Origin of the sequence: Amycolatopsis sp. GM8 (assembly GCF_021653975.1) — a bacterium.
Lineage (GTDB): Bacteria > Actinomycetota > Actinomycetes > Mycobacteriales > Pseudonocardiaceae > Amycolatopsis_E.
This window is the reverse complement of sequence record NZ_JAJKFK010000005.1, coordinates 374,357-399,517: the sequence shown is the minus strand read 5'-3', so window position 1 is coordinate 399,517 and position 25,161 is coordinate 374,357. Positions and strand designations below refer to the sequence as shown.

General features: G+C 70.0%; 23 protein-coding genes and 1 pseudogene. 15 read left to right on the top strand and 9 right to left on the bottom strand.

Features of this window, described 5'->3' with window-relative positions; genetic code table 11:
• Window positions 1-212 precede the first annotated feature (212 nt).
• The gene (locus tag LOZ83_RS25365; RefSeq protein WP_236794155.1) at window positions 213-821 is read left to right on the top strand and encodes an HU family DNA-binding protein; all 609 of its coding nucleotides are present in this window, start codon (window positions 213-215) and stop codon (window positions 819-821) included.
• 168 nt (window positions 822-989) lie between these two features.
• On the opposite strand, the gene LOZ83_RS25360 is transcribed toward LOZ83_RS25365, so the two are convergent.
• From LOZ83_RS25360 to cofC, 3 genes are all read right to left on the bottom strand, one after another.
• Window positions 990-1,913, bottom strand: coding sequence for an NUDIX hydrolase (locus LOZ83_RS25360; protein ID WP_236794362.1), 924 nt, complete (start codon window positions 1,911-1,913; stop codon window positions 990-992).
• A 2-nt stretch (window positions 1,914-1,915) separates the two neighbouring features.
• Window positions 1,916-4,084 carry an RNA degradosome polyphosphate kinase gene (locus LOZ83_RS25355; protein ID WP_374202716.1) on the bottom strand — a complete coding sequence of 723 codons (2,169 nt, stop codon included), beginning with the start codon at window positions 4,082-4,084 and terminating at the stop codon, window positions 1,916-1,918.
• A 134-nt stretch (window positions 4,085-4,218) separates the two neighbouring features.
• Complete coding sequence (gene cofC, locus LOZ83_RS25350; RefSeq protein ID WP_236794361.1) at window positions 4,219-4,839, bottom strand: 2-phospho-L-lactate guanylyltransferase; 621 nt, start codon at window positions 4,837-4,839, stop codon at window positions 4,219-4,221.
• 70 nt (window positions 4,840-4,909) lie between these two features.
• Here cofC and LOZ83_RS25345 point away from each other — a divergent pair, with 70 nt between their 5' ends.
• The 3 genes from LOZ83_RS25345 to LOZ83_RS25335 all read left to right on the top strand — a co-directional run bounded on the left by LOZ83_RS25345 (window position 4,910) and on the right by LOZ83_RS25335 (window position 7,237).
• Window positions 4,910-5,617, top strand: coding sequence for a 1-acyl-sn-glycerol-3-phosphate acyltransferase (locus LOZ83_RS25345; protein ID WP_236794153.1), 708 nt, complete (start codon window positions 4,910-4,912; stop codon window positions 5,615-5,617).
• Window positions 5,617-6,627 carry an NAD(P)H-dependent glycerol-3-phosphate dehydrogenase gene (locus tag LOZ83_RS25340; protein ID WP_236794360.1) on the top strand — a complete coding sequence of 337 codons (1,011 nt, stop codon included), beginning with the start codon at window positions 5,617-5,619 and terminating at the stop codon, window positions 6,625-6,627. Before LOZ83_RS25345 ends, LOZ83_RS25340 begins: the two co-directional genes overlap by 1 nt.
• Before the next feature lie 142 nt (window positions 6,628-6,769).
• The gene (locus LOZ83_RS25335; RefSeq protein ID WP_236794152.1) at window positions 6,770-7,237 is read left to right on the top strand and encodes a cysteine dioxygenase family protein; all 468 of its coding nucleotides are present in this window, start codon (window positions 6,770-6,772) and stop codon (window positions 7,235-7,237) included.
• On the opposite strand, the gene LOZ83_RS25330 is transcribed toward LOZ83_RS25335, so the two are convergent.
• Window positions 7,215-7,862 (bottom strand): pyridoxamine 5'-phosphate oxidase family protein, encoded by a 648-nt coding sequence (locus tag LOZ83_RS25330; RefSeq protein WP_236794151.1) that lies wholly within the window; start codon window positions 7,860-7,862, stop codon window positions 7,215-7,217. The genes LOZ83_RS25335 and LOZ83_RS25330 overlap by 23 nt on opposite strands.
• Window positions 7,863-7,934: 72 nt before the next feature.
• On the opposite strand from LOZ83_RS25330, the gene LOZ83_RS25325 reads away from it, so the two are divergent.
• Window positions 7,935-9,305: a PLP-dependent aminotransferase family protein gene (locus LOZ83_RS25325; protein ID WP_236794150.1), complete on the top strand. Its 1,371-nt coding sequence runs from the start codon at window positions 7,935-7,937 to the stop codon at window positions 9,303-9,305.
• A gap of 36 nt (window positions 9,306-9,341) precedes the next feature.
• The gene (locus tag LOZ83_RS25320; protein ID WP_236794149.1) at window positions 9,342-10,430 is read left to right on the top strand and encodes a D-alanine--D-alanine ligase family protein; all 1,089 of its coding nucleotides are present in this window, start codon (window positions 9,342-9,344) and stop codon (window positions 10,428-10,430) included.
• A gap of 493 nt (window positions 10,431-10,923) precedes the next feature.
• Here LOZ83_RS25320 and LOZ83_RS25315 read toward each other — a convergent pair whose 3' ends face one another.
• Together LOZ83_RS25315 and LOZ83_RS25310 are read right to left on the bottom strand one after the other, a co-directional pair.
• On the bottom strand, window positions 10,924-11,463 hold the full coding sequence (locus LOZ83_RS25315; protein ID WP_236794148.1) for a DUF3515 domain-containing protein: 540 nt from the start codon (window positions 11,461-11,463) through the stop codon (window positions 10,924-10,926).
• 1 nt (window position 11,464) lies between these two features.
• Window positions 11,465-11,698, bottom strand: a complete 234-nt coding sequence (locus LOZ83_RS25310; protein ID WP_236794147.1) for an Lrp/AsnC ligand binding domain-containing protein — start codon at window positions 11,696-11,698, stop codon at window positions 11,465-11,467.
• Window positions 11,699-11,813: 115 nt separating this feature from the next.
• Between LOZ83_RS25310 and LOZ83_RS25305 the strand changes: the two genes are divergently transcribed.
• From LOZ83_RS25305 to LOZ83_RS25290, 4 genes are all read left to right on the top strand, one after another.
• Window positions 11,814-12,782, top strand: a complete 969-nt coding sequence (locus tag LOZ83_RS25305; protein ID WP_236794146.1) for a thiamine-phosphate kinase — start codon at window positions 11,814-11,816, stop codon at window positions 12,780-12,782.
• A gap of 11 nt (window positions 12,783-12,793) precedes the next feature.
• On the top strand, window positions 12,794-13,264 hold the full coding sequence (locus tag LOZ83_RS25300; RefSeq protein ID WP_236794359.1) for a GNAT family N-acetyltransferase: 471 nt from the start codon (window positions 12,794-12,796) through the stop codon (window positions 13,262-13,264).
• A gap of 100 nt (window positions 13,265-13,364) precedes the next feature.
• Window positions 13,365-13,910: a gamma carbonic anhydrase family protein gene (locus LOZ83_RS25295; protein WP_236794145.1), complete on the top strand. Its 546-nt coding sequence runs from the start codon at window positions 13,365-13,367 to the stop codon at window positions 13,908-13,910.
• A complete protein-coding gene (locus LOZ83_RS25290; protein WP_236794144.1) occupies window positions 13,907-14,584 on the top strand; it encodes a uracil-DNA glycosylase in 678 nt (225 codons plus the stop codon). The genes LOZ83_RS25295 and LOZ83_RS25290 overlap by 4 nt, the downstream gene beginning before the upstream one ends.
• 346 nt (window positions 14,585-14,930) lie before the next feature.
• Here LOZ83_RS25290 and LOZ83_RS25285 read toward each other — a convergent pair whose 3' ends face one another.
• Window positions 14,931-15,278: a hypothetical protein gene (locus tag LOZ83_RS25285; RefSeq protein ID WP_236794143.1), complete on the bottom strand. Its 348-nt coding sequence runs from the start codon at window positions 15,276-15,278 to the stop codon at window positions 14,931-14,933.
• 45 nt (window positions 15,279-15,323) lie between these two features.
• Window positions 15,324-15,452: pseudogene (locus LOZ83_RS40510) on the bottom strand (helix-turn-helix domain-containing protein); the annotation flags it as partial.
• 47 nt (window positions 15,453-15,499) lie between these two features.
• On the opposite strand from LOZ83_RS40510, the gene LOZ83_RS25275 reads away from it, so the two are divergent.
• On the top strand, window positions 15,500-16,468 hold the full coding sequence (locus LOZ83_RS25275; RefSeq protein WP_236794142.1) for an NAD(P)-dependent alcohol dehydrogenase: 969 nt from the start codon (window positions 15,500-15,502) through the stop codon (window positions 16,466-16,468).
• Between the two features lie 66 nt (window positions 16,469-16,534).
• Here LOZ83_RS25275 and rpmB read toward each other — a convergent pair whose 3' ends face one another.
• Window positions 16,535-16,726, bottom strand: a complete 192-nt coding sequence (gene rpmB, locus LOZ83_RS25270) for a 50S ribosomal protein L28 (RefSeq protein WP_145938227.1) — start codon at window positions 16,724-16,726, stop codon at window positions 16,535-16,537.
• Between the two features lie 137 nt (window positions 16,727-16,863).
• Here rpmB and LOZ83_RS25265 point away from each other — a divergent pair, with 137 nt between their 5' ends.
• The 4 genes from LOZ83_RS25265 (at window position 16,864) to LOZ83_RS25250 (ending at window position 25,073) form a co-directional block, all read left to right on the top strand.
• A complete protein-coding gene (locus tag LOZ83_RS25265) occupies window positions 16,864-18,438 on the top strand; it encodes a DAK2 domain-containing protein (RefSeq protein WP_236794141.1) in 1,575 nt (524 codons plus the stop codon).
• 2 nt (window positions 18,439-18,440) lie between these two features.
• A complete protein-coding gene (recG, locus tag LOZ83_RS25260; RefSeq protein WP_236794140.1) occupies window positions 18,441-20,609 on the top strand; it encodes an ATP-dependent DNA helicase RecG in 2,169 nt (722 codons plus the stop codon).
• 56 nt (window positions 20,610-20,665) lie between these two features.
• The gene (locus LOZ83_RS25255; protein WP_374202709.1) at window positions 20,666-21,607 is read left to right on the top strand and encodes a S8 family peptidase; all 942 of its coding nucleotides are present in this window, start codon (window positions 20,666-20,668) and stop codon (window positions 21,605-21,607) included.
• Between the two features lie 91 nt (window positions 21,608-21,698).
• Window positions 21,699-25,073, top strand: coding sequence for a pyruvate carboxylase (locus tag LOZ83_RS25250; protein ID WP_236794139.1), 3,375 nt, complete (start codon window positions 21,699-21,701; stop codon window positions 25,071-25,073).
• Window positions 25,074-25,161 lie beyond the last annotated feature (88 nt).

The following is a 25,161-nucleotide window of genomic DNA, read 5'->3' as shown; positions in this document are numbered from 1 at the left end:
GATTCCCTGCTCAGCAAGGGAATCGAGCACTCGCCACACGACGCCGAACGGCGCGCGGAAGGCCCGCACAGGGTCGCTCGGAGGGCGGAAACCATGCCCCCGGCACGAAAAAATTCCGCGCGCCGTTTGGAATTTCCGGGGGATTGGTAATACCGTGTGCGCAAGTCGGCCGAAGTGGCCGTATGACAAGTAGTTCTTCATGGAGGACTGGAATGGCCAACAAGGCCCAGCTGATCGAGGCGCTCTCCGAGCGTTTGGGCGACAAGAAGGTTGCGTCGGAGGCTGTCGACGGTCTCGTCGACATCATCATCCGGACAGTCAACAAGGGCGAGAAGGTGAACATCACCGGCTTCGGTGTGTTCGAGAAGCGCGCCCGTGCCGCGCGCACCGCGCGCAACCCGCGCACCGGTGAGACCGTGCGCGTGAAGAAGACGAACGTGCCCGCCTTCCGTGCCGGCACCACGTTCAAGGATGTCATCAGCGGCGCGAAGAAGCTGCCGAAGGCGACCGCGGTCAAGCGGACCACCACCGCCACCACCGCCGGCCGCACCACCGCTTCGCGGGCGACCACCACCACGACGCGTGCGACCACCACGCGCAGCACCGCGACCCGGCCGACCGCCACGCGCAGCACCACCACGCGTACGCCGCGCGCCGCCGCTGCCGCGACCAAGGCCGCGCCGAAGCCCGCCGCCGCCAAGGCCGCCACCACCACGGCCAAGAAGCCGGCCGCCGCCAAGGCCGCGCCGAAGGCCGCCGCGGCGAAGGCGGCCCCGAAGGCCGCCGCCAAGAAGACCGCCACCCGCGGTAAGAAGAAGTAGCAGAAGCCCGTTCAGCCGAACGGTTCCCGGCAGGGCCCCCGCGAGCACCATCGCGGGGGCCCTGCCGCGTTTACGGATCTGTCCGGCTGCCGCGAGTGGTTCGCCGCTTGCGAGCGAAGTGCCCGGAGTCCGGAAAGCGATTCCCGATGGGCCCGAATGAATAGGCCGTCAGGGGCGAGTGGGCGCCGGATGGGGCAGTGCGGTCGGGTAGTAGTCGGCCGCCGCGAGATGGGGGCCGCCATTCGATTCGCCGGTGTGGAATGACAGCACCCACACCGAACCCTTCTTGCTCGGCGCCATCCCGCCGCGGCCCGCCGGCAGCGCCAGGCCCGCCTGCCGGGCCAGTGCGGACACCACATCCGGGATCACGCCGCCCTGGCTGCACACCACGGGAGTCCCGTCCCCGGCGACGATCGTCAGCAGCCGCCACAACCCCCGCGCGGGGTCGGCCCAGTAGCCTTCCTCCGCCAGCAACGGTTCCTGGATCACGGCGGTCCCGAGATCATCGGCGACACCCTCGACCGTCTGCACGCATCGCACCCGCGGCGCGGCGTACACGCGGTCCACTCCGAACAGCGGCGCGAACTCCCGCACCGCCTGCGCCTGCCGGAACCCGGCGGCCGAAAGCGGCCGCAGATGGTCTTCTCCGGTCCAGTCCTCCCGCTTGCCGGCCTTCGCATGCCGCACCAGCAGAACGGTGCTCAGCGGCCCGGACAGCGCCGTGAACGCCCGCAGCACATCGACATCCGTGTCGTAGCTCAGCGCGGAGACGGCTTCCCCGATCGGCAGCCACCGCACCGAGTCGACCTCCCGGTTCGGCGTGAAGGCGCCGCCGACGGCCGGCGCGCTGTAGTACTCGACGAACTTGTCCCCGGCCGCCGCGCGGTACCGCACGGTCCGCAGATGCCGGCCGAGGACGGCCCGGAACCCGGTCTCCTCCTCGATCTCGCGCACCGCGGTCGCCGGCAGTGTCTCGCCAGGGTCGAGCTTTCCCTTGGGCAGTGACCAGTCGTCGTAGCGCGGCCGGTGCACGACGCAGATCTCCACGCCGTACTTGCCCTCACGCCACAGCACACCACCCGCGGCGGCGATCGTCACCCGTTGGCTCCGTGCTTTTTCATCAGCTCGACCTGGTGGTCGCGGACAGTGGAACCGTCGGCGGGGAACGGCGTCCATTCGCCCGTCGACTCGAGCACCCAGCAGCGGGTGGCGGGATCGAGGCTGGAGTCGAGCACCTCGTCCAGCTGCGCGGTCAGCTTCGGGTCCTTCACCGAAACCAGCGCCTCGATCCGGCGGTCCAGGTTGCGGTGCATCATGTCCGCGCTGCCGATCCAGTGCGAGCCACCGGCGCGGAAATGGAAGACCCGGGAGTGCTCCAGGAACCGGCCCAGGATCGAGCGCACGGTGATGTTGTCGCTCAGGCCGGGAACTCCGGGCTTGAGACAGCAGATCCCGCGCACCACGATCTGCACCGGCACACCTTGCTGCGAGGCGCGGTACAACGCGTCGATGATCTGTTCGTCCACCAGCGAGTTGCACTTGATCCGGATGCCCGCCTGCTTGCCGGCGTGCGCGTGCTCGATCTCCTCGCCGATGAGCCGCAGGATGCCGCGGCGGATCCCGTTGGGAGAGGTGAGAATGTTCCGGTAGGTCTCCTGGCGCGAGTACCCGGTGAGCACGTTGAACAGGTCCGTCAGGTCGGCGCCGATCGCCGGGTCGGCCGTCAGCAGCCCGAGGTCTTCGTACAGCCGCGCGGTCTTCGGGTTGTAGTTGCCGGTGCCGACGTGGCAGTAGCGGCGCAGCGTCTGCCCTTCCTGCCGCACCACCAGACACACCTTGCAGTGCGTCTTCAGCCCGACAAGCCCGTAGACCACGTGCACGCCCGCGCGTTCCAGCTGGCGGGCCCAGGTGATGTTGGCTTCCTCGTCGAAGCGCGCCTTGATCTCCACGAGCGCCACGACCTGCTTGCCCGCTTCGGCGGCGTTGATGAGCGCGTTGACGATCGGCGAGTCACCGGAGGTGCGGTACAGCGTCTGCTTGATCGCCAGTACCCGGTCGTCGGTGGCGGCCTGCTCGATGAACCGCTGCACGCTCGTGGAGAACGAGTCGTACGGGTGGTGCACCAGCACATCGCCCTCGCGCAACGTCGCGAAGACGCTCTTCGGGGTCTCACGTTCCGCGAACGCCGGATGCGTCGCCGGCACAAAAGGGCGGTCCTTCAGTTCCTTGCGGTCCAAACTGGACAACTGGTGCAGGCACGTCAGATCGAGCAGGCCCGGCACCTCGACCAAGTCGTGCGGGTCGACTTCCAGCTCCCGCAGCAGCAGCTCGAGCATGTGCTCGCTCATGTCCTGCGCGACCTCGAGCCGCACCGGCGGGCCGAACCGCCGCTGCGCCAGCTCGCGTTCGAGGGCCTGCAACAGATCTTCGTCGCGATCCTCTTCGACCTCGAAATCGGCGTTGCGGGTCACCCGGAACACGTGGTGCTCGGTGACCTCCATCCCGGTGAACAGCTCGCCCAGATGCGAGGCGATGAGTTCCTCCAGCGGCAGGAAGGTCGCGGTCCGGCTTTCCCGCACGGTTTCCACCCGGATGAGCCGCGGTACGTTGTTCGGCACCTTCACGCGCGCGAACCGCTCGGTGCCCTCCTCCGGGTCCCGCACGGTGACGGCGAGGTTGAGCGAGAGCCCGGAGATATAGGGGAACGGGTGCGCGGGGTCGACGGCGAGCGGCGTGAGCACCGGGAAGATCTGCTCGCTGAAGTAGTTCGACAACCGTAGCTGGTCGGGGGCTTCGAGATCGGCCCAGCCGACGAGGTGGATGTCCTGCTCGGTCAGCGCGGGCCGGATGTGGTCCTCGAACGCGAGGGTGTGCCGCTCGACGAGGTCCTGGTTTCGCTTGGCGATGTACGCCAGCTGCTCGCGCGGGGTGAGGCCGTCGGCGCTGCGCACCGGCAGCCCGGTCTCGTCGCGCCGTTTCAGCCCGGCGACCCGGACCATGTAGAACTCGTCCAAATTGGACGCGAAGATCGCGAGGAACTTCGCGCGCTCGAGCAGAGGCTGGGACTCGTCCTCGGCGAGCGCGAGCACCCGGGCGTTGAAATCCTGCCAGGAAAGCTCGCGGTTGAAGTACCGGTCGTCGGGAAGCGACTCCGCCGAGGCGGCCGGCACGGGCGCCGTCACCGCGGGCGGCGCCGACGGCACGGCACGGAACTGCACGTGCCTGCCCGGATCAGTGGCGGGTGCGGTTGTTTCCGTGGTGATGGTTTCGTCGCTGCTCACACGTGCATTGTGACTCACTTCGAGCCGATTTGCCGCTACGCCGATCGCCGCATTCAGTAGCTCGCTGGTGATACGGACCGTGATCTTGAGAAGTTGACCCGGTAGACGCGAGAAGTTCACGCCGCGCTCCCTTCGTAGAGCAGGGCGCCGGTCCGTTTGCCGAGCCCGAGCGCCTCGGCGTGCGCCAGATCCGCGGCGGTGTCGACGTCGCGGCGCAGGCCCGGGGCGGCCAGGGTGAGCGCGATCGCGTCCGTGCCGGTGTGCGCGCGGGCGGAGCCCGGCCCGAACCGAGGCCACAGCGGGGCGCCGGGCGCGGACAGCAGGAGTGTCGTCCCGGTGCCCTCCCAATCGGCGACGAACGAGCGGCGGCCCGCAGCCTCGGTGAGTGCGGCGGCCAGGTCCTCCGGGCGCAGCGCGGGCAGGTCCGCCTGCAGCGCGCCCAGCACGGCGTCCGGATCGTCGGCCCGCAGCAGCGCCTCACCCCGGCGCAGCGCGGCGTTGAGATCACCGGCCCCGTCCTCGTCGACGATCTCCGCGCCGAAGTCCGCCAGTGACGCGACGGCGTCCGGATCGCCCGCGACGACGAGCACCCGGCGGGCGACCCCGGCCGCTGCGGCGATCGTGTCCGACGCGAGCGCCAGCACCAGCGCCGGATGCAGGGCGTCGTCGACCGCGCCGCGCAGCCGGGACTTACCCAGCCGCGGCGGCTTCATCGGCACGATCAGATCCACGGGCACAGTCTCCATCTTTACCCGACGCGCACCCTAGGATCGGCGGGTACCAGTTGAAACCACAGCAGGAGGAGCCTTGGCCGGTCGTGAGAAGGGCGGGTTCTGGGTCGGATTCGCCGCGGTCCTGTTGTACCCGGTCACGTACTTGAGCCGGCGGGCTTACCGGGGCGGCGACCGCATTCCCCGCGAAGGCGGCGCGCTGGTGGTGATGAACCACATCTCACACATGGACCCGGCGGTCGACGCGGTGTTCATCCACCGGCAGGGGCGGGTGCCGCGGTTCCTCGGCAAGGCCAGCCTCGCCACCACGCCGATCTTCGGCAAGATCTTCCTTGGCGCGGGCAGCATCCCGGTCTATCGCGGATCGAGCAGCGCGGGCGACAGCCTGCGGGCCGCTTTCCAGGCGCTGCGGGACGGCAAGATCGTCGTCATCTATCCCGAGGGCACCATCACGAAGGACCCGGAAGGCTGGCCGAAGCGCTCGTTCACCGGCGTCGCGCGGCTCGCGCTCGGTACCGACGTCCCGGTCATCCCGATCGCGCGCTGGGGCACCAGCGAGATCCTCGACTTCTACAACAAGAAGCTGCGCCTGTTCCCGCGCCGGACGATCACGCATTCGGTGGGCGAGCCGGTGGACCTGACCCCGTACCGGGACAAGGAGCAGACCGCGGCGGTGCTGCGCGAGGTGACCGAGCTGATGATGGGCGAGGTCACCGAGCTGCTCGCCGACATCCGCGGTGAGCGGCCGCCGGCGCAGAAGCCGGAGCCGGCGGACGGCGAGTGATGGACGTCCAGCGCATCACGGTGCTCGGTGCGGGTTCGTGGGGCACCGCCTTCGCGAAGGTGCTCGCGGACGCGGGCCGGGACGTCACGATGTGGGCCCGCCGCCCGGAGGTCGCCGCGGAGATCCGGGACGTGCGCGTCAACGCCGGGTATCTCCCCGATGTGCCGTTGCCGGAGAACATCACCGCGACCGCGGATGCGGCCGAGGCGCTCGCCGGGGCCGAGGCTGTGGTGCTCGCCGTGCCGAGCCAGAGCCTGCGCGCGAACCTGACCGGCTGGCGCGCGCTGCTGCCGCCCGGCGCGATCCTGGTGAGCCTCGCGAAAGGTGTCGAACTCGGCACGCTCAAGCGGATGAGCGAGGTCATCGCGGAGATCTCGGAGCGGCCGGAGAACGAGATCGTCGTGGTGTCCGGGCCGAACCTCGCGCGCGAGATCGCGCAGGAACAGCCCGCGGCGGCCGTGCTCGCGTGCACGGACCACGAGCGCGCGGTGGCGATCCAGCGGGCGACGTCGAACGCGTACTTCCGGCCGTACACCAACACGGACGTGGTCGGCTGTGAGCTCGGCGGCGCGTGCAAGAACGTGATCGCGCTCAGCTGCGGGATGGCGGTGGGCATGGGTTACGGGGCCAACACGGTGGCCACGCTGATCACCCGCGGGCTGGCGGAGATGGCGCGGCTGGGCGCGAAGTTCGGCGCCGATCCGCTGACGTTCGCGGGCCTCGCGGGGGTCGGCGACCTGGTCGCGACGTGCTCGTCCCCGTTGTCCCGGAACCGGACCTTCGGCGAGCGGCTCGGCCATGGCGACACGGTCGAACAGGCGCAGCAGGCCGCCGGGGGACAGGTGGCCGAGGGCGTGATGTCGTGTTCGTCGATCCGGGAACTGGCCCAGACCACCGGTGTCGACATGCCGATCACGGACGCGATGCACCGCGTCTGCCACGAGGGCCTCGACCCCCGCGCGGCCGGCGCCGAGCTATTGGGCAGGCAGAACAAGCACGAGTGGTCCTGACCTCGCGATTCCACGTGATGGGATCGGTTTGACCTGACTGGTTCGTCCTGGTTCGCTGTGCGCCATGTTCGCGTTGTGTCCTTGTCGCTGATCCGCCCCAGCGACCCCTTTTCCTTCTCCCTTTCCAAGGACATCAGCGCTCATGTTCGCCGTTCCGGACAACACCGTTGTCATTGCCGAAAACCGTGCCGCCCTGCGGCATCCCGTGCGCGTCGCGCTCGAGTACGCGGCCGCCAGGGACCGCTGGCGCCATCTGCTCCGCTACGACCCCGACCACCGGTTCTCCACCAAGATCGCGGGAGACGCGGCCGAGGAGGTGTGGCTGATGGGCTGGCTGCCGGGCCAGCAGGCGGACCTGCACGACCACGCCCAGTCCTCCGGCGCGTTCACGATCGTCAGCGGCCGCCTCGCGGAAACCGTGGCCCGGCCCGGACTCACCGAGTTGCACGCGCTGAATGCCGGGCAGTCGCGCGTGTTCGGGCCCGGGTACGTGCACCAGGTCCGCAACGACGGGCCGGATCCGGCGATCAGCATCCACGTCTACCGCGCCGGCGGCCGCGCGATGCGGCCGTACCACCTCGACCCGGTCAGCGGGCCCGTCCGCGACTGACGTGCGCCGGGACGGGCACGCGCGCGTAGTCCGCCGGGACCGGCTCGCCGAAAGTGGTCTGGACCGGCACCACACCGGCCCAGATCTCGTTGGCGGACAAGTCTTCCGGCTCCTCGCCGGGCCCGCCGGCGCGGGCCTTCACCGACGCCTCGGCGAGGTCGAGCGAGAGCACCACGACCGAGGCGAATTCCTTCGCGTTGACCGCACGCGCGTGCTGCCACGAACCGGGCGCCAGGTGTTCGGTGATGACCTCGAGTCCGCGCATCCGTTCGCCGTCGTCCTCGACCAGCCGGGCGCGCCCGTGCACGACCGCGCTGCGGTAGTTCATCGAGTGGTTGTTCAGCGAGCGCGCGTAGACGATCCCGTCGAGCAGGGTCACGGTCGCGCACACGTCGATCCCCTGCGCCGCCGCGCGCAGGTTGCCCGCGCCCGTCGACCCGTGCAAGTACAGCGTGTCGCCGTCGCGACCGAACCCCGTGGGCAGCACGACAGGAGAGCCATTCAGCACGAGCCCGAGGTGGCAGATGAGCGCCTCGTCGAGCACGTCGTACAGCGCCTGCCGGTCGGTGGCGGCCCGGTCCTTCTTGCGGGTCAGGGTGCTGCGAGGGGTGGGCGAAAGCGTCATGCGTCCAGCGTGCATCAGCGAGGTGGCATCGTAGAATAGCCACTATTGGCGCATTTGAAAGGTCCACTTCTCGTGACGCATTCCGGAACCGCCCTGCCCGTGACGCTCGACCGCGAGTCCTCGGCGCCGCTCGCGGTGCAGCTCGCCGACGCGTTGCGGGAGTCGGCGTCGAGCGGGCACCTGCGGGGCGGCGACCGGTTGCCGTCGACCCGGGCGCTGGCCGAGCGGCTCGGGGTGAGCCGCACCGTGACCTCCGCCGCCTACGAGCAGCTGCACGCCGAGGGCTGGATCGCCGGGCGGCACGGCTCGGGCACCTATGTGACCACCTCGCCGCCGAGTGACCGGCCCATCCATCGCACGGTACCCGGTGAGCAGCGGGAACCCGATGGAATTCTCGACCTGACCCCGGGCACGCCGTGGGCTGCGGGTCTGGACCGGGCGGCGTGGCGGCGTGCGTGGCGCGCCGCGGCCGACGCGCCTCCGCTGTCGCGCGCGCACCGCGCCGGACTGCCGGACTACCGCGCGGCGATCGCCGAACACCTGTTGCGGCACCGCGGGCTCGCGGTCGGCACGGACTTCGTGCTCGCGACCGGCGGCACCACGGCGGCGGTCGTCGAGCTGGCCGGGGCCGTGTTCACCGCGGGGGATCTGGTCGCGGTCGAAGAACCGGGGTACCAGCGGGCCGTGCAGGCGCTGCGGTCCGCCGGTGTGCAGGTCGTTGGGGTGCCGGTCGACGACGAGGGGCTGCGGCCGGACGCGGTTCCCGCGGGCGCACGGGCCGTGTATTGCTCGCCCGCGCACCAGTATCCGATGGGGAGCAGGATGAGCGCCGCCCGCCGGGTCGATCTCGTCGAACGCGCGCGGCGGGGGAACATGCTGGTGATCGAGGACGACTACGACGGTGAGCTGCGGTTCGACGTGGCGCCGCTGCCGCTGCTGGCCGCGCTCGCCCCGGATGTGGTCGTGCATCTGGGTACCACGAGCAAGATCCTCACACCGACGCTCGGCGCGGGCTGGATCGTCGCGCCGCCGGGGGTCACCTCGGCCGTGCTCGCCTACCGGGACCGCACCGGTACACGCCCTTCGCCGGCCGGGCAGCGGGTGCTGATCGAGCTGGCCCGGCACGGCGATCTGGGCCGTCACCTGCGAAAACTGCGGCGTGAGTTGTCGGAGCGCCGGATGCTGCTGGTGGCCGCGCTGCGGGCGGCGGACGTGCCGGTGCTCGGCGACGAGGCGGGCGCGCATCTGGTGGTGCCGTTCGCGTCGGCGGAGGTGGAACGCGAGCGGCTGCGCGCGGCGGAACGGCGGGGCATCCAGCTCGACGGCCTTGCCCGCCATTTCACGGGCACGCCCACGGCTTTCGGCGCGGCGATCGGTTACGCGGGCTGTTCCCGGGAGGCGCTGCGCGACGCGCTCGGCTCCCTCGTCGAATTGCTGCGCTGAGCCGTGGGCCGCAAGCGCCCGGTAGGGTGACGCTCCATGAGCAACGGGAAGACGCGGGTTGCCGTGGTGTTCGGCGGCCGCAGCACCGAACACACGATCTCCTGTGTCTCGGCGGGGAGTGTGCTGGCGAGCCTGGATCCCGACAGGTTCGAGATCGTGCCGGTCGGCATCACCCAGCAGGGCGGTTGGGTCCTGGGCAGTTCGGACCCGAAGACCCTGGAGATCCACGGCAGTGAGCTGCCGACCGTCGACGAGACCGGCCAGGCGCTCGTACTCGCCGGTGACCCGACCCGGCGCGAGCTCGTCACCCTCGACTCGGGTGCGGCGGCGCTCGGCGAGGTCGATGTCGTGTTCCCGGTGCTGCACGGTGCTTTCGGTGAGGACGGCACCATTCAGGGCCTGCTGGAACTGGCGGAGATCCCGTACGTCGGTGCGGGTGTGCTCGCCAGCGCGGCGGCGATGGACAAGGAGTACGCGAAGAAACTCCTTGCCGCGGAAGGACTTCCGGTCGGATCCTATGCCGCTCTGCGGCGCGGACAGTCCACTTTGGACGAGGCGGATCGCGAACGGCTCGGGCTGCCGGTGTTCGTCAAACCCTCGCGTGCCGGCTCGTCGATCGGCATCAGCAAGGTGACCGATTGGTCGCAGCTCGACGACGCCATTGGTTTGGCGCGCCAGACGGATCCGAAGGTCCTCATCGAAGCGGCGGTCGCCGGACGCGAAATCGAATGCGGCGTACTCGAATTCCCGGACGGCCGGGTCGAGGCATCATTGCCCGCCGAAATCCGTGTTCTGGGTGACGATGCCTGGTACGATTTCGAAACCAAGTACATCGGTGACGATGCCGAACTCGACATCCCTGCCAAACTCGATGACGCCGTGACGGAACGGTTGCGTGCCATGGCCATCCGCGCCTTCCACGCCCTCGACTGCCAAGGCCTCGCCCGCGTCGACTTCTTCGTCGGCGAGAACGGCGAGCTGACGGTGAACGAGGTCAACACCATGCCCGGCTTCACAGCCACCTCGGCCTACCCGAAAATGTGGGCAGTGACAGGTATGGACTTCAGGACACTGTTGACGACACTGGTGGACACCGCAGTCGCACGGGGAACCGGGCTGCGGTAAGGACGCGGCGGGCGTAAGCCCATAGGGCGAGTTGGGTGGTCATCCCGTCGCCTGAAACCGGCACGATCACTTTTCGTCAGGGCCGCAACCTTTGCTGGGTCCGGCGGCCGAGAACACAAAGCTTGCGGCTCTGAGGAAAAGTGATATTCGAAAACCGCAGGCGACGGGATGACCACCCAACTCAACCACCCACCCAAGGCGAGATCCCCTGGGCCCCCTCATCCCGGAGCCAGCCCGCCGGCGAGGCATCTTTTGATCTTTTGCTTTTGAACCTGGCCCGTGCGGGTGCCCTACCGGACCCACGTAACCGGGCGCAAGGCGCCCTCGCCCCAGCGTGGGCCCTCCCCCGCCCCGATCTTTGAGTGTTCGCGGGAAGCGGGATTCGTCAAGGCGGGAAAGAGTACCTTGACAAATCCCGCTTCCCGCAAGGGCGGCTTGGGATCGGGGTGGGGGAGGGTGTGGGCGGTGGCGTGGTTGGTTTGTGTTGCTGGCCTCAGAACCGCAGTGGGATCGGCGCCAGCGTTTTTGCGACGGTGTCCGAGATTGTTTGCAGGGGGCCGGTGCCTGCGGAGTCTGGCACGGTTAGTCCTATGTAGACGTTCCGGTCGACTACGTACCATGTTGATGCGCCTTGGCCTTCGACTGGCAGCCATTGCACGCCCGAGACGACTCGTAGTTGTGCGGTCTGGGTCAGCTCCGGGGGGCGGTCCAAGCCGCACCGCAGGACGATGGCATCTGGGGCGCCCCAGGCAACCGTCGCGGGTGGGGCTGGTTCGGCGATCTCCCGCCGGTTCAGGGTGGCGCCGTTCGAGATGAGCTGGGCGGGTAGCGCGGGGACGAGCGCGGCGCATTCCGGGGAGTCCGATTGCGACGCGGGCACGGGCACGAGGGCGAGCGGGCCGGTCTCCGGCTGCTGGTTCGAGGACCGGTTCACGATGGCGAGCACCGCTACGACCACGGCAAGCGCCACGGCCAGGGCAGCGGCCAGGATGATCAGGCGCCGGGGTGGGGCGCCACTTTGCACGTCGGGCACGTCAGAGGTGTACCACCGGGCAGGTCAGGGTGCGCGTGATCCCGTCGACGCCCTGGACCTTCGCGACCACGAGCTGCCCGAGCTGGTCCACGGTGTCCGCCTCGGCGCGCACGATCACGTCGTACGGGCCGGTCACATCCTCGGAGGTGGTGACCCCCGGGATGCCCGAGATCTCCGACGCCACCGCGGCGGCTTTGCCGACCTCGGTCTGGATGAGGATGTATGCGTGGACCACGGCGCGCCCCTTCGTCTTCTTCGTCGAACTCAGGGTAGGAACGTGGAAAGAACCTACCTCAATGGGGAGACGATAGGTCATCCGATGTTCCGGCTTACGAGGGATGGAGCGGCAAGTGTCGTCACAGAACGTGCCGAAGAGCGGCTCGGTAGCCGAACTGGGTGAGTTCGGCCTCATCCGTGCTGTGACGGAGAACCGAAGACAGCCCGAGACCACTCTGCTCGGCCCCGGGGACGACGCGGCGGTCGTCGCCGCGGGAGACGGGCGGGTCGTGGCGAGCACCGACGTCCTGGTGCAGGGTGTGCACTTCCGGCTCGACTGGTCCACTCCGGACCAGATCGGGCGCAAGGCCGTCGCGGTGAACCTCGCCGACATCGCGGCCATGGGCGCGGTCCCCACCGCCGTCCTCGTCGGCCTCGCCTGCCCCGCCGAAACCACCGCTGACCTGGTGAAAGGTATCACCGACGGGATGTGGGCCGAGGCGTCCGCCGCGGGCGCGGGAGTCGTCGGCGGTGACGTCGTGCAAGCCGATCAGCTGGTGCTGAGCATCACCGCACTGGGTGATCTGCGTGGACGGCAGCCGGTCACGAGGTCGGGCGCGCGCCCCGGGGACATCGTCGCCGTGTCGGGCCGGCTCGGCTGGGCGGCCGCCGGGCTCGCCGTGCTGCACCGCGGCTTCCGCTCGCCGGTCACCGTCGCCAACGCGCAGCGCTACCCGGAACCGGTGTACGCCGCCGGTCCCGCGGCCGCCGAGGCCGGGGCGACCGCGATGATCGACATCTCCGACGGGCTGCTCGCCGACCTCGGGCACATCGCGGAACAGTCGGAGGTCGGCATCGACATCCGCGTCGACCGGCTCGACGTGAACCGCCGGCTCGTCGAGGTCGGCACGGCGCTCGGCGCCGACCCGCTGAGCTGGGTGCTGACCGGCGGCGAGGACCACGCGCTCGCGGCCACCTTCCCCCCGTTCGCCGAACTGCCCGAGGGCTGGCGCCGCATCGGGGCGGTCACCATGCCGGACTCCGGCGTGACCGTCGACGGCAAGCCGTACGTCGAAGAACCGGGTTGGGAGCATTGGCGTTGATCGCACCCGGTGTGGACCTGCGCGTGACACCGTTCGACCATCCCGACGCGGTCAAACTGATCGAGTCCGTCCAGCAGGAGTACGTGATCCGCTACGGCGGCCCGGACGCGACCCCGACCGATCCGGCGGAATTCGCGCTGCCGCAAGGACTTTTCCTCGTCGGGTACGCCGAGGACGCGCCGGTCGCCTGTGGCGGCTGGCGAGCACGCGACAAGCCGCGGCCCGGGGATGCCGAGATCAAGCGCATGTACGTCGCGGAGTCCGCGCGGGGCAAGGGTTTCGCCCGGGCCATGCTGGGCGAGCTGGAACGGACGGCGCGCGACGCGGGACACCGCCGGGTGGTGCTGGAGACCGGCCTGAAGCAGCCAGAGGCGATCGCGTTGTACGAGTCGTCCGGGTACGCGGAGATCCCCGGCTTCGGCTACTACGCCGGGGAGACGTTGAGCCGGTTCTTCGGCAAGGACCTCGCCGCACTCGCGTGAATCGGGCCGCCGCGAACGTCACGGCGGCGAGGGCTATCCGGCCGGGCGTGCCCGTGATCCAATCGCAGACGCAGCGAGTTTCATGGTGATTGGAGCCCAGGTGGCGATTTACGCGCTCGGTGACCGCGTGCCGCAGATTCATCCGGAAGCCTATGTGCACCCCGACGCGACGGTGATCGGTGACGTGCGGATCGCGGCGTACGCGTCGGTGTGGCCGCAGACCGTGCTGCGCGGCGACAACGGGTACATCGAACTGGGGGAGCGGTCGAACATCCAGGACGGCTGTGTCCTGCACTGCACCAGCGAGGACCCGACGATCCTGGGCCCGTCGTCCGCAATCGGCCACGCGGTGCACGTCGAAGGCGCGAACATCGGCACGGGTTGTCTCATCGCGTCCGGTTCGGTCGTCCTGAACGGCACCGTCATCGAGGACGGCGGGATGGTGGGTGCGGGCGCGGTGCTGTCGTACCGGTCCCACGTGCCGTCGGGGCACATCGCGCTGGGCGTCCCGGCGAAGACGCGGCCGAACACGTCCTTCGGGCCGGACGCGATTCAGCAGGTGGTCGAGAAGTACGTGGAGCGCGCCAAGTTGTACCGTGCCGAGCTTCGCCGCCTGGACGATGACGGCTACTCTCGGCGACCGTGAATGCGAAACCGTTGTCCGACGTGATGGAAGCAGGCTGGGCGCAGGCGCTGGAGCCGGTCGCCGACCGGATCACGGCGATGGGCGATTTCCTGCGCGCCGAGATCGCGGCGGGGCGGCGGTACCTGCCGTCGGGGGAGAACGTGTTGCGCGCGTTCAAGCAGCCGTTCGCGGACGTGCGGGTGCTCATCGTGGGCCAGGACCCGTACCCGACGCCGGGGCACGCGATCGGCCTGTGCTTCGCGGTGGCGCCGGACGTCCGGCCGCTGCCGAAGAGCCTGATCAACATTTTCCAGGAATATCGTGACGATCTCGGGCTGCCCGAACCGTCCAATGGGGACCTCACCCCGTGGACCGAGCAGGGCGTGTTGCTGTTGAACAGGGCGCTGACCGTGCGTCCCGGCTCGCCGAACTCGCACAAGGGCAAGGGCTGGGAGGAGATCACCGAGCAGGCGATCAAGGCGCTTGCCGACCGCGGTGGCCCGCTGGTCGCGATCCTGTGGGGCTCGAACGCCCGCAGCCTGAAGCCGCTGCTCCGGGGACTGCCTTCGGTCGAGTCGGTGCACCCGAGTCCGATGTCCGCCCACAACGGCTTCTTCGGTTCACGCCCGTTCAGCCGCGCGAACGACCTGCTGGTCAAGCAGGGCGCGGAGCCCATCGACTGGAAGCTGCCGTAAGCGTTCGACCTCATCGCACAAATCAGCGGCCAGCCGATGGAAAATTGACGACCACCCTCAAACACTCGGCAATACACGCAACCACCAAAGCAGCCCATCCACACCTACCCCAACCCCGATAGAAAGCCGCCCTAGCGGTTGGCACGTCGTGTCAAGGGTGACCGCGCCAGCGGTCATCGCGATAGCGACGCCGAAGGCGCCCTTTACACGACCTGCCAACCGTTAGACGATCAGCGATCGGGGTGGGCCCGGTGCCCGTCACGTCGCGCTCCGCGCGACGCCCTCGCGAAGCGAGGGGAAAGACAAAGGATGTCATCGCCGGACGGGCAGGCTCCGGGACCGCGGTTCAGCAGTGGAAGGCGCGGCGGACCGCCTCGGCGAGGGTCTGCTCGCGGCGGTCGTGCTCGGCGGCCGGGGTGTTCTCCGTGCCGGCGCCGCCGAGGTCCGACCAGGTCAGCGCCATGGACGTGACCAGCGCGAGCACGTCGTCCGCTCGTGCCGACGAGGTGACCAGTCCAGCGCGCTGGGCTTCGGCGATGGCCTCCAGTTTGTCGTCCCGCCCAGGGGCGCCGGCCGGAGTCGCCACCCCTTCCAGCCGTGCCCACGCGGTTAGCCTGACGAGCTCGGGGTACGCCAGCGCGGCCCGGTAGAGCCCGGCCGCGTAACCGCCGAGGTCGTCGGCAGTGAGCGGCACCGAGTCGACGACGGCGCGCGAGTGCGTGCGGAAGACCGCGTCGAAGAGGCCGTCCTTGTCGCCGAAGTACGCGTACAGCCTGGCCTTGTTGACGCCCGCCGCCGCGGCGATGCGGTCGACGCGGGCGCCCGCGATGCCATGCGCGGCGAAGTCCTCCGTGGCGGCTTCGAGCAGACGTCGGCGGGTTTCACGCGTACGCGGTGGAGCGGGCAGGCGGACCCGTGCGGTTGCGCCACTACGAACCGGCCCCGCTGGGCCCGCTGGAAGTGGACATCGAGGTGACTCACTGTGGCATCTGCGACACCGATGTGAAGCTGATCGACGACGCTCACGGCATCACACGGTTCCCGCTGGTCGCCGGGCACGAAGCCGTCGGGCTGATCGTGGCGATAGGCGACGCGGTCGACCGGTCGGCACTGGCTGTGGGGCAGCGCGTGGGCATCGGCGCGCACGCCGGCTCCTGCTTCGCGTGCGAGTGGTGCCTGACCGGGCGGCAGCACCTGTGCCCCAACGGCGACGCGACCGTCTTCCGTGGCGAAGGCGGCGGGTTCGCCACGCGGCTGCGGGCGAGCGACTGGCGGCACGTGGCCGTGCTGCCGGACACCATCGCGTCCGAGGAGGCCGGGCCCCTGCTGTGCGCGGGCGCGACGGTGTTCTCGGCCATCGTGCGCCACGAGGTTCGGCCAACCGACCACGTCGCGGTGGTCGGGATCGGCGGTCTGGGCCACCTGGCGATCCAGTTCCTGGCCAAGTGGGGCTGCCACGTCACCGCGATCTCCAGGACGGCGGACAAGGCTGGCGACGCCCGGCGCTTCGGCGCGCACGCGCATGTCGCGTCCGGTGACGGGCTCGACGGCCTGTCGGGTTCGTTCGACTTCGTGCTGTCCACGGCACCCGGTGCGCTGCCCTGGGACGCCTACTTCGCCACGCTGCGCCCTCAGGGCACCCTGTGCGTGGTCGGTGTTCCGGAAGGCGGCGTCGCCTTGCATCCGCTGAGCATTCTGACGGGCGAAAAGAAACTCGCCGGGGGTCTCACCGGTTCACCTGACGAGACCAGGCAGATGCTCGACTTCGCCGCGCGCCACGGGATCCGCCCGGCGACCGAGGTGTTCCAGGCCGACCGCCTGGACGAAGCGCTGGAGCATGTGCGTCAGGGCAAGGCCCGCTACCGGGCCGTTCTGCAGATGTGACGCTTCTTGGACACGGCAAAAGGCCCGGGCGACTTCACGTCGGCCCGGGCCTGGAAGCTGAAGCACTCAGCCCCGAACGACCTTGCCGGCCTTGAGGCACGAGGTGCACACGTTCAGGCGCTTGCGCTGGGAGACACCGACCTTGGCATGCACGGTCTGGATGTTCGGGTTCCAGCGGCGGTTGGTACGCCGGTGGGAGTGCGAGACCGACTTGCCGAAGCCCGGTCCCTTGCCACAGACGTCGCACACGGCAGCCACGTCGAACTCCTTTGACAATCAGGGAAGACAAACAACGCCCAGCGGGGCCGGGCAACTTGTCCATAGTAACGACTGTGTGCGCGCCACCCGCGCCCGGGTCGATACGCTGCCACGAAGCCGGGCGAGGAGGTCGAGGAGTGCGCGCGTTGGACGAGGCTGCGATCGTGGCCTGGGCGTCGGCGTGCGTGCACAGCCTGGAGGTGCTCCGCCCCGCGATCAACGGCATCAACGTGTACCCGGTCGCCGATTCCGACACCGGCTCCAATCTCTTGCACACCATGACCGGCGCCCGCGACGCGCTCGCCGGTGGGGAGCTGACCGGCGCGGGCCAGGCCCTCGGCCTGCTCGCCAAGGGCGCGGTGCGCAGCGCGCGCGGCAATTCCGGCGTCATTCTCTCGCAGGTTCTCCGCGGCCTGGCCGAGTCCGCCAGCACCCCGGAACTCACCGGAACGGACCTGGTCAAGGCACTCGCACACGCCGACCGCGTCGCGACCGAGTCCGTCGCGCGGCCGGTCGCGGGCACGATGCTGACCGTGTTGCACGCCGCCGCGACGGCCGCGACGGGCGAGTCCCTGCGGGACGTCGTGACGGCGGCCGCGAAGGCCGCCTCGGCCGCGCTCGAACAGACACCCCAGCAACTGCCCGTCCTGGCCAGCGCCGGGGTCGTCGACGCCGGCGCGCGGGGGCTCGTCGCGGTGCTCGACGCGCTCGCCGGGGTCGTCACCGGCACATCGACCGAGCCGGTGCACTCCTGCGAAGCCGGCACCCAGGTCGCCACGACCGTCCCGCCGTACGCGTGGGAGGTCATGTATCTGCTGGAGGACGTCACCGAACGGGACCTGCCCCGCTTCCGCCGGGTGCTGAGCGAGCTGGGCGACAGCGTCACGGTGGCGGGCGACGGCAGCGGCTCGTACGCGGTCCATGTGCACTGCGCCGACATCGGCGCCGCGATCGAAGCGGGGCTCGACCTCGGCCGCCCCCACCGGATCCGGGTCGAACCGCTGATCACGCCCACCCCGCTTGAACCACCGGCCGGTCCGGACCGCACGGTCGTCGCGCTCGTCCGTGGCGACGACATCGCGGACCTGCTGCACGAGGAGGGCGTCGCGGTGCTGGCCGTGCCGCAGGGCACGAAGCCCAGCGTGGAGGAGATGCTCGGCCTGGTCACCGACCGTGCCGTCGCCCATATCACCATCCTGGCCGGGGACCCGCAGCTGACCGAAGCCGCCGACGACACCGCGGGGCACGTGATGATCGGCGACCGCGAGGTGGTCGTCATCCCGTGCGCCTCGCCGGTCCAGGTGCTCGCCGCGCTCGCCGTGCACGACCCGGCGCGCCGCGTGAACGACGACGTCGTGGCGATGGCCGAAGCCGCCGCGGCCACCCGGCGTGGCGAGCTCGTGGTCGCCGGCGAGGAGTCGATAACCTGGGTGGGGCTGGCCCACGCCGGCGATCTCATCGGGTTCGTCGACGGCGAGGTCGTGCTCGTGGAGTCGTTGTCGGACGAGAACCTGGTGGCCGCCGCGATGACCGTGCTGCACCGCATGCTGGCCGTCGGCGGCGAGCTGGTCACCGTGCTGACCGGGGCCGCGGCGCCCGAGGGGCTCGGCGGGGAGCTGGCCGACCGGCTGCGCGAGGAGCGGCCGGAGGTCGAGTTCGTGAGCTACCCGGGTGGCCAGACCGAGGCCGTGCTGCTGATCGGCGTGGAGTAGAGATGACAGTCCTGAGCGACAAGCTGACCTCGTTGCTGGGCGCCAAGACCGCCACCGCGCTGGGCGAGGCGCTCGACATCCACACCGTGGCCGACCTGCTGCGTCACTACCCGCGCCGCTACGCCGAACGCGGCGAGCTGACCAACATCGCGGGGCTGGAGATCGGTGAGCACGCGACCGTGATGGCCCGGATCGAGAAGGTCAACAAGCGCCGGATGCGCAACAAACCGGGCTGGATCGTGGAGATGACCATCACCGACGGGCAGCGCCGGCTGGAATGCGCGTTCTTCGGCAACGCCCACCAGCGGGAGCGCGAACTGCAGCTGGGCAAGACCGGCCTGTTCGCCGGCAAGGTCACCGCGTTCCGCAACAAGCTGCAGCTCGCGAACCCCGAGTACCAGATGCTGGATACAACGGGCGACTCCGCAGATGGCTCTACGCTGGACGATTTCCTCGGCGCGATCATCCCGGTCTACCCGGCGGCTTCCGGCATGCCGTCGTGGTCGATCGCGCGCTGCGTGCGCCAGGTGCTCGACACCCTGGAGCGCGAGGACGACCCGATGCCGCAGGAGTTGTTGCAGCGCTACGGGTTCGTCGAGCTGTTCGACGCCCTGCACGGCATCCACCGCCCGCAGGACCAGGGCGCGCTGGAGGCCGCACGCGAGCGTCTCAAGTGGGACGAGGCGATGGCGATCCAGCTGATCTTCGCGCAGCGCCGGCAATCCGCGGTTTCGCGGCCCGCGCCCGCGTGCCCGGCCAAGCCCGGCGGCATCCTCGAGTCCTTCGACAAGCGCCTGCCGTTCGACCTGACCAGCGGGCAGCGCGAGGTCGGCGACCAGATCGCGGCCGACCTGTCCGGCGAGCACCCGATGAACCGGCTGCTGCAGGGCGAGGTCGGCAGTGGCAAGACGGTCGTGGCGCTGCGCGCGATGCTCCAGGTGGTCGACGCCGGGCGCCAGGCCGCGATGCTCGCGCCCACCGAGGTGCTCGCTTCGCAGCACGCGCGTTCGCTCCGCGAGATGCTGGGCGAGCTGGGCCAGGCCGGGGAACTGGGTGCGGCCGACGACGCGACGAAAGTGACGTTGCTGACGGGTTCGATGTCGGCGAAGGAACGCAAGCAGGCGCTGCTCGACGCGGCAAGCGGGGCCGCGGGCATCGTGGTCGGCACCCACGCGTTGATCCAGGACACGGTGTCGTTCGCGGATCTCGGCTTCGTCGTCGTGGACGAGCAGCACCGGTTCGGGGTTGAGCAGCGGGACGCGCTGCGCACCCGGGGCGCGGACGGCACGAGCCCGCACGTGCTGGTGATGACCGCGACGCCGATCCCGCGCACGGTCGCGATGACGGTGTACGGCGATCTGGAAACGTCCGCGCTGCGGGTGATGCCGGTCGGCCGCTCGCCGATCTCGACCACGGTCGTGCCGGTCGCGGAGAAGCCCGCGTGGCTGGACAGGGTGTGGCAGCGGGTGCGCGAAGAGGTCGAGAAGGGGCACCAGGCGTACATCGTGTGCCCGCGCATCGGCGACGAACCGCCGTCGGACAAGAACGGCGACAAGCGGCCCCCGCTGGCGGTGCTGGACGTGGCCGAGGAGCTGGCGGCCGGGCCGCTTTCCGGGCTGCGCCTGGGAATCCTGCACGGGCGGCTGCCCGCGGACGACAAGGATGCCGTGATGCGGGCCTTCGCCGCCGGGAAGCTCGACGTGCTCGTCGCGACGACCGTGATCGAGGTCGGCGTGAACGTGCCGAACGCCACCGCGATGGTGATCATGGACGCGGACCGGTTCGGGGTGAGCCAGCTGCACCAGCTGCGTGGCCGCGTCGGCCGGGGTTCCGTGGCGGGCCTGTGCCTGCTGGTCACCGAGGCGATCGACGGCACGTCCACCCGGGAGCGGCTCGCGGCTGTCGAGTCCACAACGGACGGTTTCGAGCTGTCGCGTTTGGACCTCGAACTGCGCCGCGAGGGCGACATCCTCGGCGCCGCCCAGTCCGGCACGCGATCGAGCTTGAAGCTGCTGTCCCTGCTGCAGGACGAGGAGACGATCGCCGAGGCGCGGCTGCGGGCGCAGGAGATCGTGGCCGGCGATCCCGGCCTGACCGGTCATCCGGGCCTGGCGCAGCTGGTGGCCTCGGTGGTCGACGACGCCCGGGCCGAGTATCTGGAGAAGTCCTGACCCGATAGTGGGACAGCGTTTGTCCCGATGTGGGTGACGGAGCGACCCTGGCGGTCGTGATCAACTTTCCGGCACGCACCGCTGTTTCGCTCCTGCTCACCGCGGCCGTCGTGGCCGCGGCGCCGCCGGCCTGGGCCGACCTCGCCGAGCAGGAGAACCCGCCGAGTTGGGGCCTCGACCGGATCGACCAGCGCGGTGGTCCGCTCGACCAGCGCTACTACTACGACACGACGGCGGACGGCGTGACGGTGTACGTGATCGACACGGGGGTCGACGCGACGCTGCCGGAGTTCGAGGGCCGGGTCGAGCCGGGCCGGAACTTCGTCAACGGCACCACCGACACGAGCGACGGGAACGGCGACGGCACCCGGCTGGCGAGCATCGCAGGCGGCAAGGACTTCGGCGTCGCGAAGAAGGTGCACATCGTGCCGGTCAAGGTGCTCGACGACGGCGGGAACGGGAACCTGCCGGGCATCATCTCCGGGATCGGCTGGGTCACCCAGAACGCCGTGCAACCCGCGGTCGCGGTGCTCGGGATCGGCGGGCCGGGCAACGTTCCGCTCGACAACGCGGTGAAAGCGCTTGCCGCCGTGATGCCGGTCGCAGTGCCGGCGGGCTGGTCGTCGATGGATGTGAGCACGTCGTCGCCGGGCCGGGTACCCGACGTGCTCACCGTCGGCGCGATGGACACCACCGGCGCCGTCGCCGCCAAGTCCAATTTCGGTGCCGGGGTGGACGTTTTCGCGCCCGGTGTGGGCATCCCGACCGCGGTGCCGGGCGACCCGGCGTCGGGCACGTCGATGGCGGCGGCGTTCGTCGCCGGCGCGGCCGCGTTGTATCGCGCCGACCACCCCACCGCGACCCCCGCGGACGTCTCCCAGGCGATCGTCGACAACGCGACTTCCGACGCGCTCACCGGCGTTCCCGGCGGCACCGCGAACCGTCTCCTCTGCACCGTTTCCGAAACCGGTCCAGTGCTCGCTCCGGCGGCCGGATGATGTCCATCACCCGGTGCTGAACTCCCGTCGTGCGGGACCGGCAAGGTAACGTCAGCGGCCAGCCGATCCGCACTTTCAGGAAGGACCGGGCATGTTCCGGAAGGTACTCGTCGCCAACCGTGGTGAGATCGCCATTCGTGCGTTCCGCGCCGGCTATGAGCTGGGGGCGGGCACGGTCGCCGTGTTCCCCTACGAAGATCGCAACTCGCTGCATCGGTTGAAGGCCGATGAGGCCTACGAAATCGGGGTGCAGGGCCATCCGGTGCGCGCGTACCTGTCGGTCGAGGAGATCGTCGGCGCGGCGCGCAAGGCCGGGGCCGACGCCATCTACCCCGGATACGGCTTCCTGTCGGAGAACCCGGATCTCGCGCTCGCCTGTGAGCAGGCGGGCATCACGTTCATCGGTCCCAGCGCGGAGATCCTCGAGCTGACGGGCAACAAGGCCCGCGCGATCGCCGCCGCGCGGGAGGCCGGGGTGCCGGTGCTCGGTTCCTCGCAGCCGTCGGCCGATGTGGACGAACTGCTCGCCGCGGCCGGGGAAATCGGGTTCCCGATCTTCGTCAAGGCCGTCGCCGGCGGTGGCGGCCGGGGCATGCGCCGCGTCGACAACCCGGCGCACCTGCGCGAGTCCATCGAAGCCGCCGCGCGCGAGGCGGAATCCGCGTTCGGCGACGCCACGGTGTTCCTGGAGAAGGCCGTGATCGACCCGCGGCATATCGAGGTGCAGATCCTCGCGGACGGCGCGGGCAACGTCATCCACCTGTTCGAGCGCGACTGTTCCGTACAGCGGCGGCACCAGAAGGTCATCGAGCTGGCACCCGCGCCGAACCTCGATCCCGCGATCCGGGAACGCATCTGCGCCGACGCCGTCTCGTTCGCCCGCACGATCGGCTACCGCAACGCGGGCACCGTCGAGTTCCTGCTCGACAAGGACGGCAACCACGTCTTCATCGAGATGAACCCGCGGATCCAGGTCGAGCACACGGTCACCGAGGAGGTCACCGACGTCGACCTGGTGCAGTCCCAGATGCGGATCGCGTCGGGGGAGACCCTCGAAGATCTGGGGCTGTCACAGGAAAAGGTGTACCTGCGCGGCGCCGCGATGCAGTGCCGGATCACCACCGAGGACCCGGCCAACGGGTTCCGCCCGGACACCGGGATGATCAGCGCCTACCGGTCGCCCGGCGGCTCCGGCATCCGGCTCGACGGCGGAACAGCCTTCGCCGGCACGGAGATCAGCGCGCACTTCGACTCGATGCTGGTGAAGCTCACCTGTCGTGGCCGCGATTTCGAGACCGCGGTCGGGCGCGCCCGCCGCGCGCTGGCGGAGTTCCGGATCCGTGGTGTCGCCACGAACATCCCGTTCCTGCAGGCGGTTCTGGACGACGAGGACTTCCGGCACGGCCGCGTCACCACGTCGTTCATCGAGGAGCGCCCGCACCTGCTCACCGCGCGGCATTCCGCCGACCGCGGCACGCGCCTGCTGACCTACCTCGCCGATGTCACGGTGAACAAGCCGAACGGCGAACGGCCCCGGCTGATCGAACCGGCCACCAAGCTGCCGGAGCTGCCCGCCGGCGAGCCCCCCGCCGGGTCGAAGCAGAAGCTGACCGAGCTGGGCCCGGCGGGTTTCGCCCGCTGGATGAAGGAGCGGGCGACGGTCGGTGTCACCGACACCACCTTCCGCGACGCGCACCAGTCGCTGCTGGCCACCCGCGTGCGCACGAAGGACCTGCTGGCGATCGCGCCGGTCGTCGCGCACACGGTGCCGGAGCTGCTGTCGCTGGAATGCTGGGGTGGCGCGACCTACGACGTCGCGTTGCGGTTCCTGGCCGAGGATCCGTGGGAGCGGCTCGCCCGGCTGCGCGCGGCGGTGCCGAACATCTGCCTGCAGATGTTGTTGCGTGGCCGCAACACCGTCGGCTACACGCCCTACCCGGCCGAGGTGACCACCGCGTTCGTCGAAGAGGCCACGAAGACCGGTATCGACATCTTCCGGATCTTCGACGCCCTCAACGACGTCGAGCAGATGCGCCCGGCGATCGACGCCGTCCGGGAGACCGGGACGGCGGTCGCGGAGGTCGCGCTCTGCTACACCTCGGACCTCTCGGACCCGGCCGAGAAACTGTACACATTGGACTACTACCTGAAGCTGGCGGAGCAGATCGTCGGCGCGGGCGCGCACGTGCTGGCGATCAAGGACATGGCCGGGCTGCTGCGCGCACCCGCCGCGGCGAAGCTGGTTTCCGCGCTGCGCAAGGAGTTCGACCTGCCGGTGCACATCCACACGCACGACACGGCGGGCGGCCAGCTGGGCACGTACCTCGCGGCGATCAACGCCGGTGCGGACGCGGTGGACGGCGCGGTCGCGTCGATGGCGGGCACCACGTCGCAGCCGTCGCTGTCGGCGATCGTGGCCGCGACCGATCACTCCGAGCGGCCGACCGGGCTGAGCCTGCGCGCGATCGGGAACCTGGAGCCGTACTGGGAGATCGTGCGCAAGATCTACGCGCCGTTCGAGGCGGGCCTGGCTTCGCCGACGGGCCGGGTGTACGACCACGAAATCCCCGGCGGTCAGCTGTCCAACCTGCGTACGCAGGCGCGGGCGCTCGGGCTGGGCGACCGGTTCGAGGACATCGAAGCGATGTACGCGGCGGCGGACAAGATCCTGGGCCACCTGGTGAAGGTCACGCCTTCGTCCAAAGTGGTCGGTGACCTCGCGCTGCATCTGGTCGGCGCCGGGGTGTCGCCGGAGAAGTTCGAGGCGGAGCCGAACAAGTTCGACATCCCGGACTCGGTGATCGGCTTCCTGCGCGGCGAGCTCGGCGACCCGCCCGGCGGCTGGCCGGAACCGTTCCGTACCAAGGCACTCGAAGGCCGGGCCGAACCGAAGCCGGTCGCGGAACTGTCCACTGAGGATCGTGAAGCGCTGCGGGCCGACCGGCGGCGCACGCTGAACCGCCTGCTGTTCCCGGGGCCGACGAAGGATTTCGAGGCGCACCGTGACGCGTACGGCGACACGAGTGTGCTGCCCAGCAAGGACTTCTTCTACGGCCTGCGGCCGGGGGAGGAGTACCAGGTGGACCTGGAGCCGGGCGTGCGGCTGCTCATCGAGCTGGAGGCGATCGGCGAGGCGGACGAGCGTGGCCTGCGCACCGTGATGTCCAGCCTGAACGGGCAGCTGCGGCCGATCCAGGTGCGCGACCGGTCGGTGGCGGCGGACCTGCCCGCCGCGGAGAAGGCCGACAAGGCGAACCCGAAGCACGTCGCCGCGCCGTTCGCCGGGGTGGTCACGCTGTCGGTGGCCGAGGGCGATCGCGTCGAGGCGGGCGCGACGGTCGCCACGATCGAAGCGATGAAGATGGAGGCCGCGATCACCGCGTCGGCCGGTGGGCGGGTCGGCCGGCTGGCGATCAACTCGGTGCAGCAGGTCGAGGGCGGCGATCTCCTGCTGGTGCTGGAGTAGCAGACGGACGGTGGACTTTCCCGCGGATTCGCTGTGGGAAAGTCCACCTCCCCGCGATTCGGGCGTTTCGGGCGAATCCGCATTACAC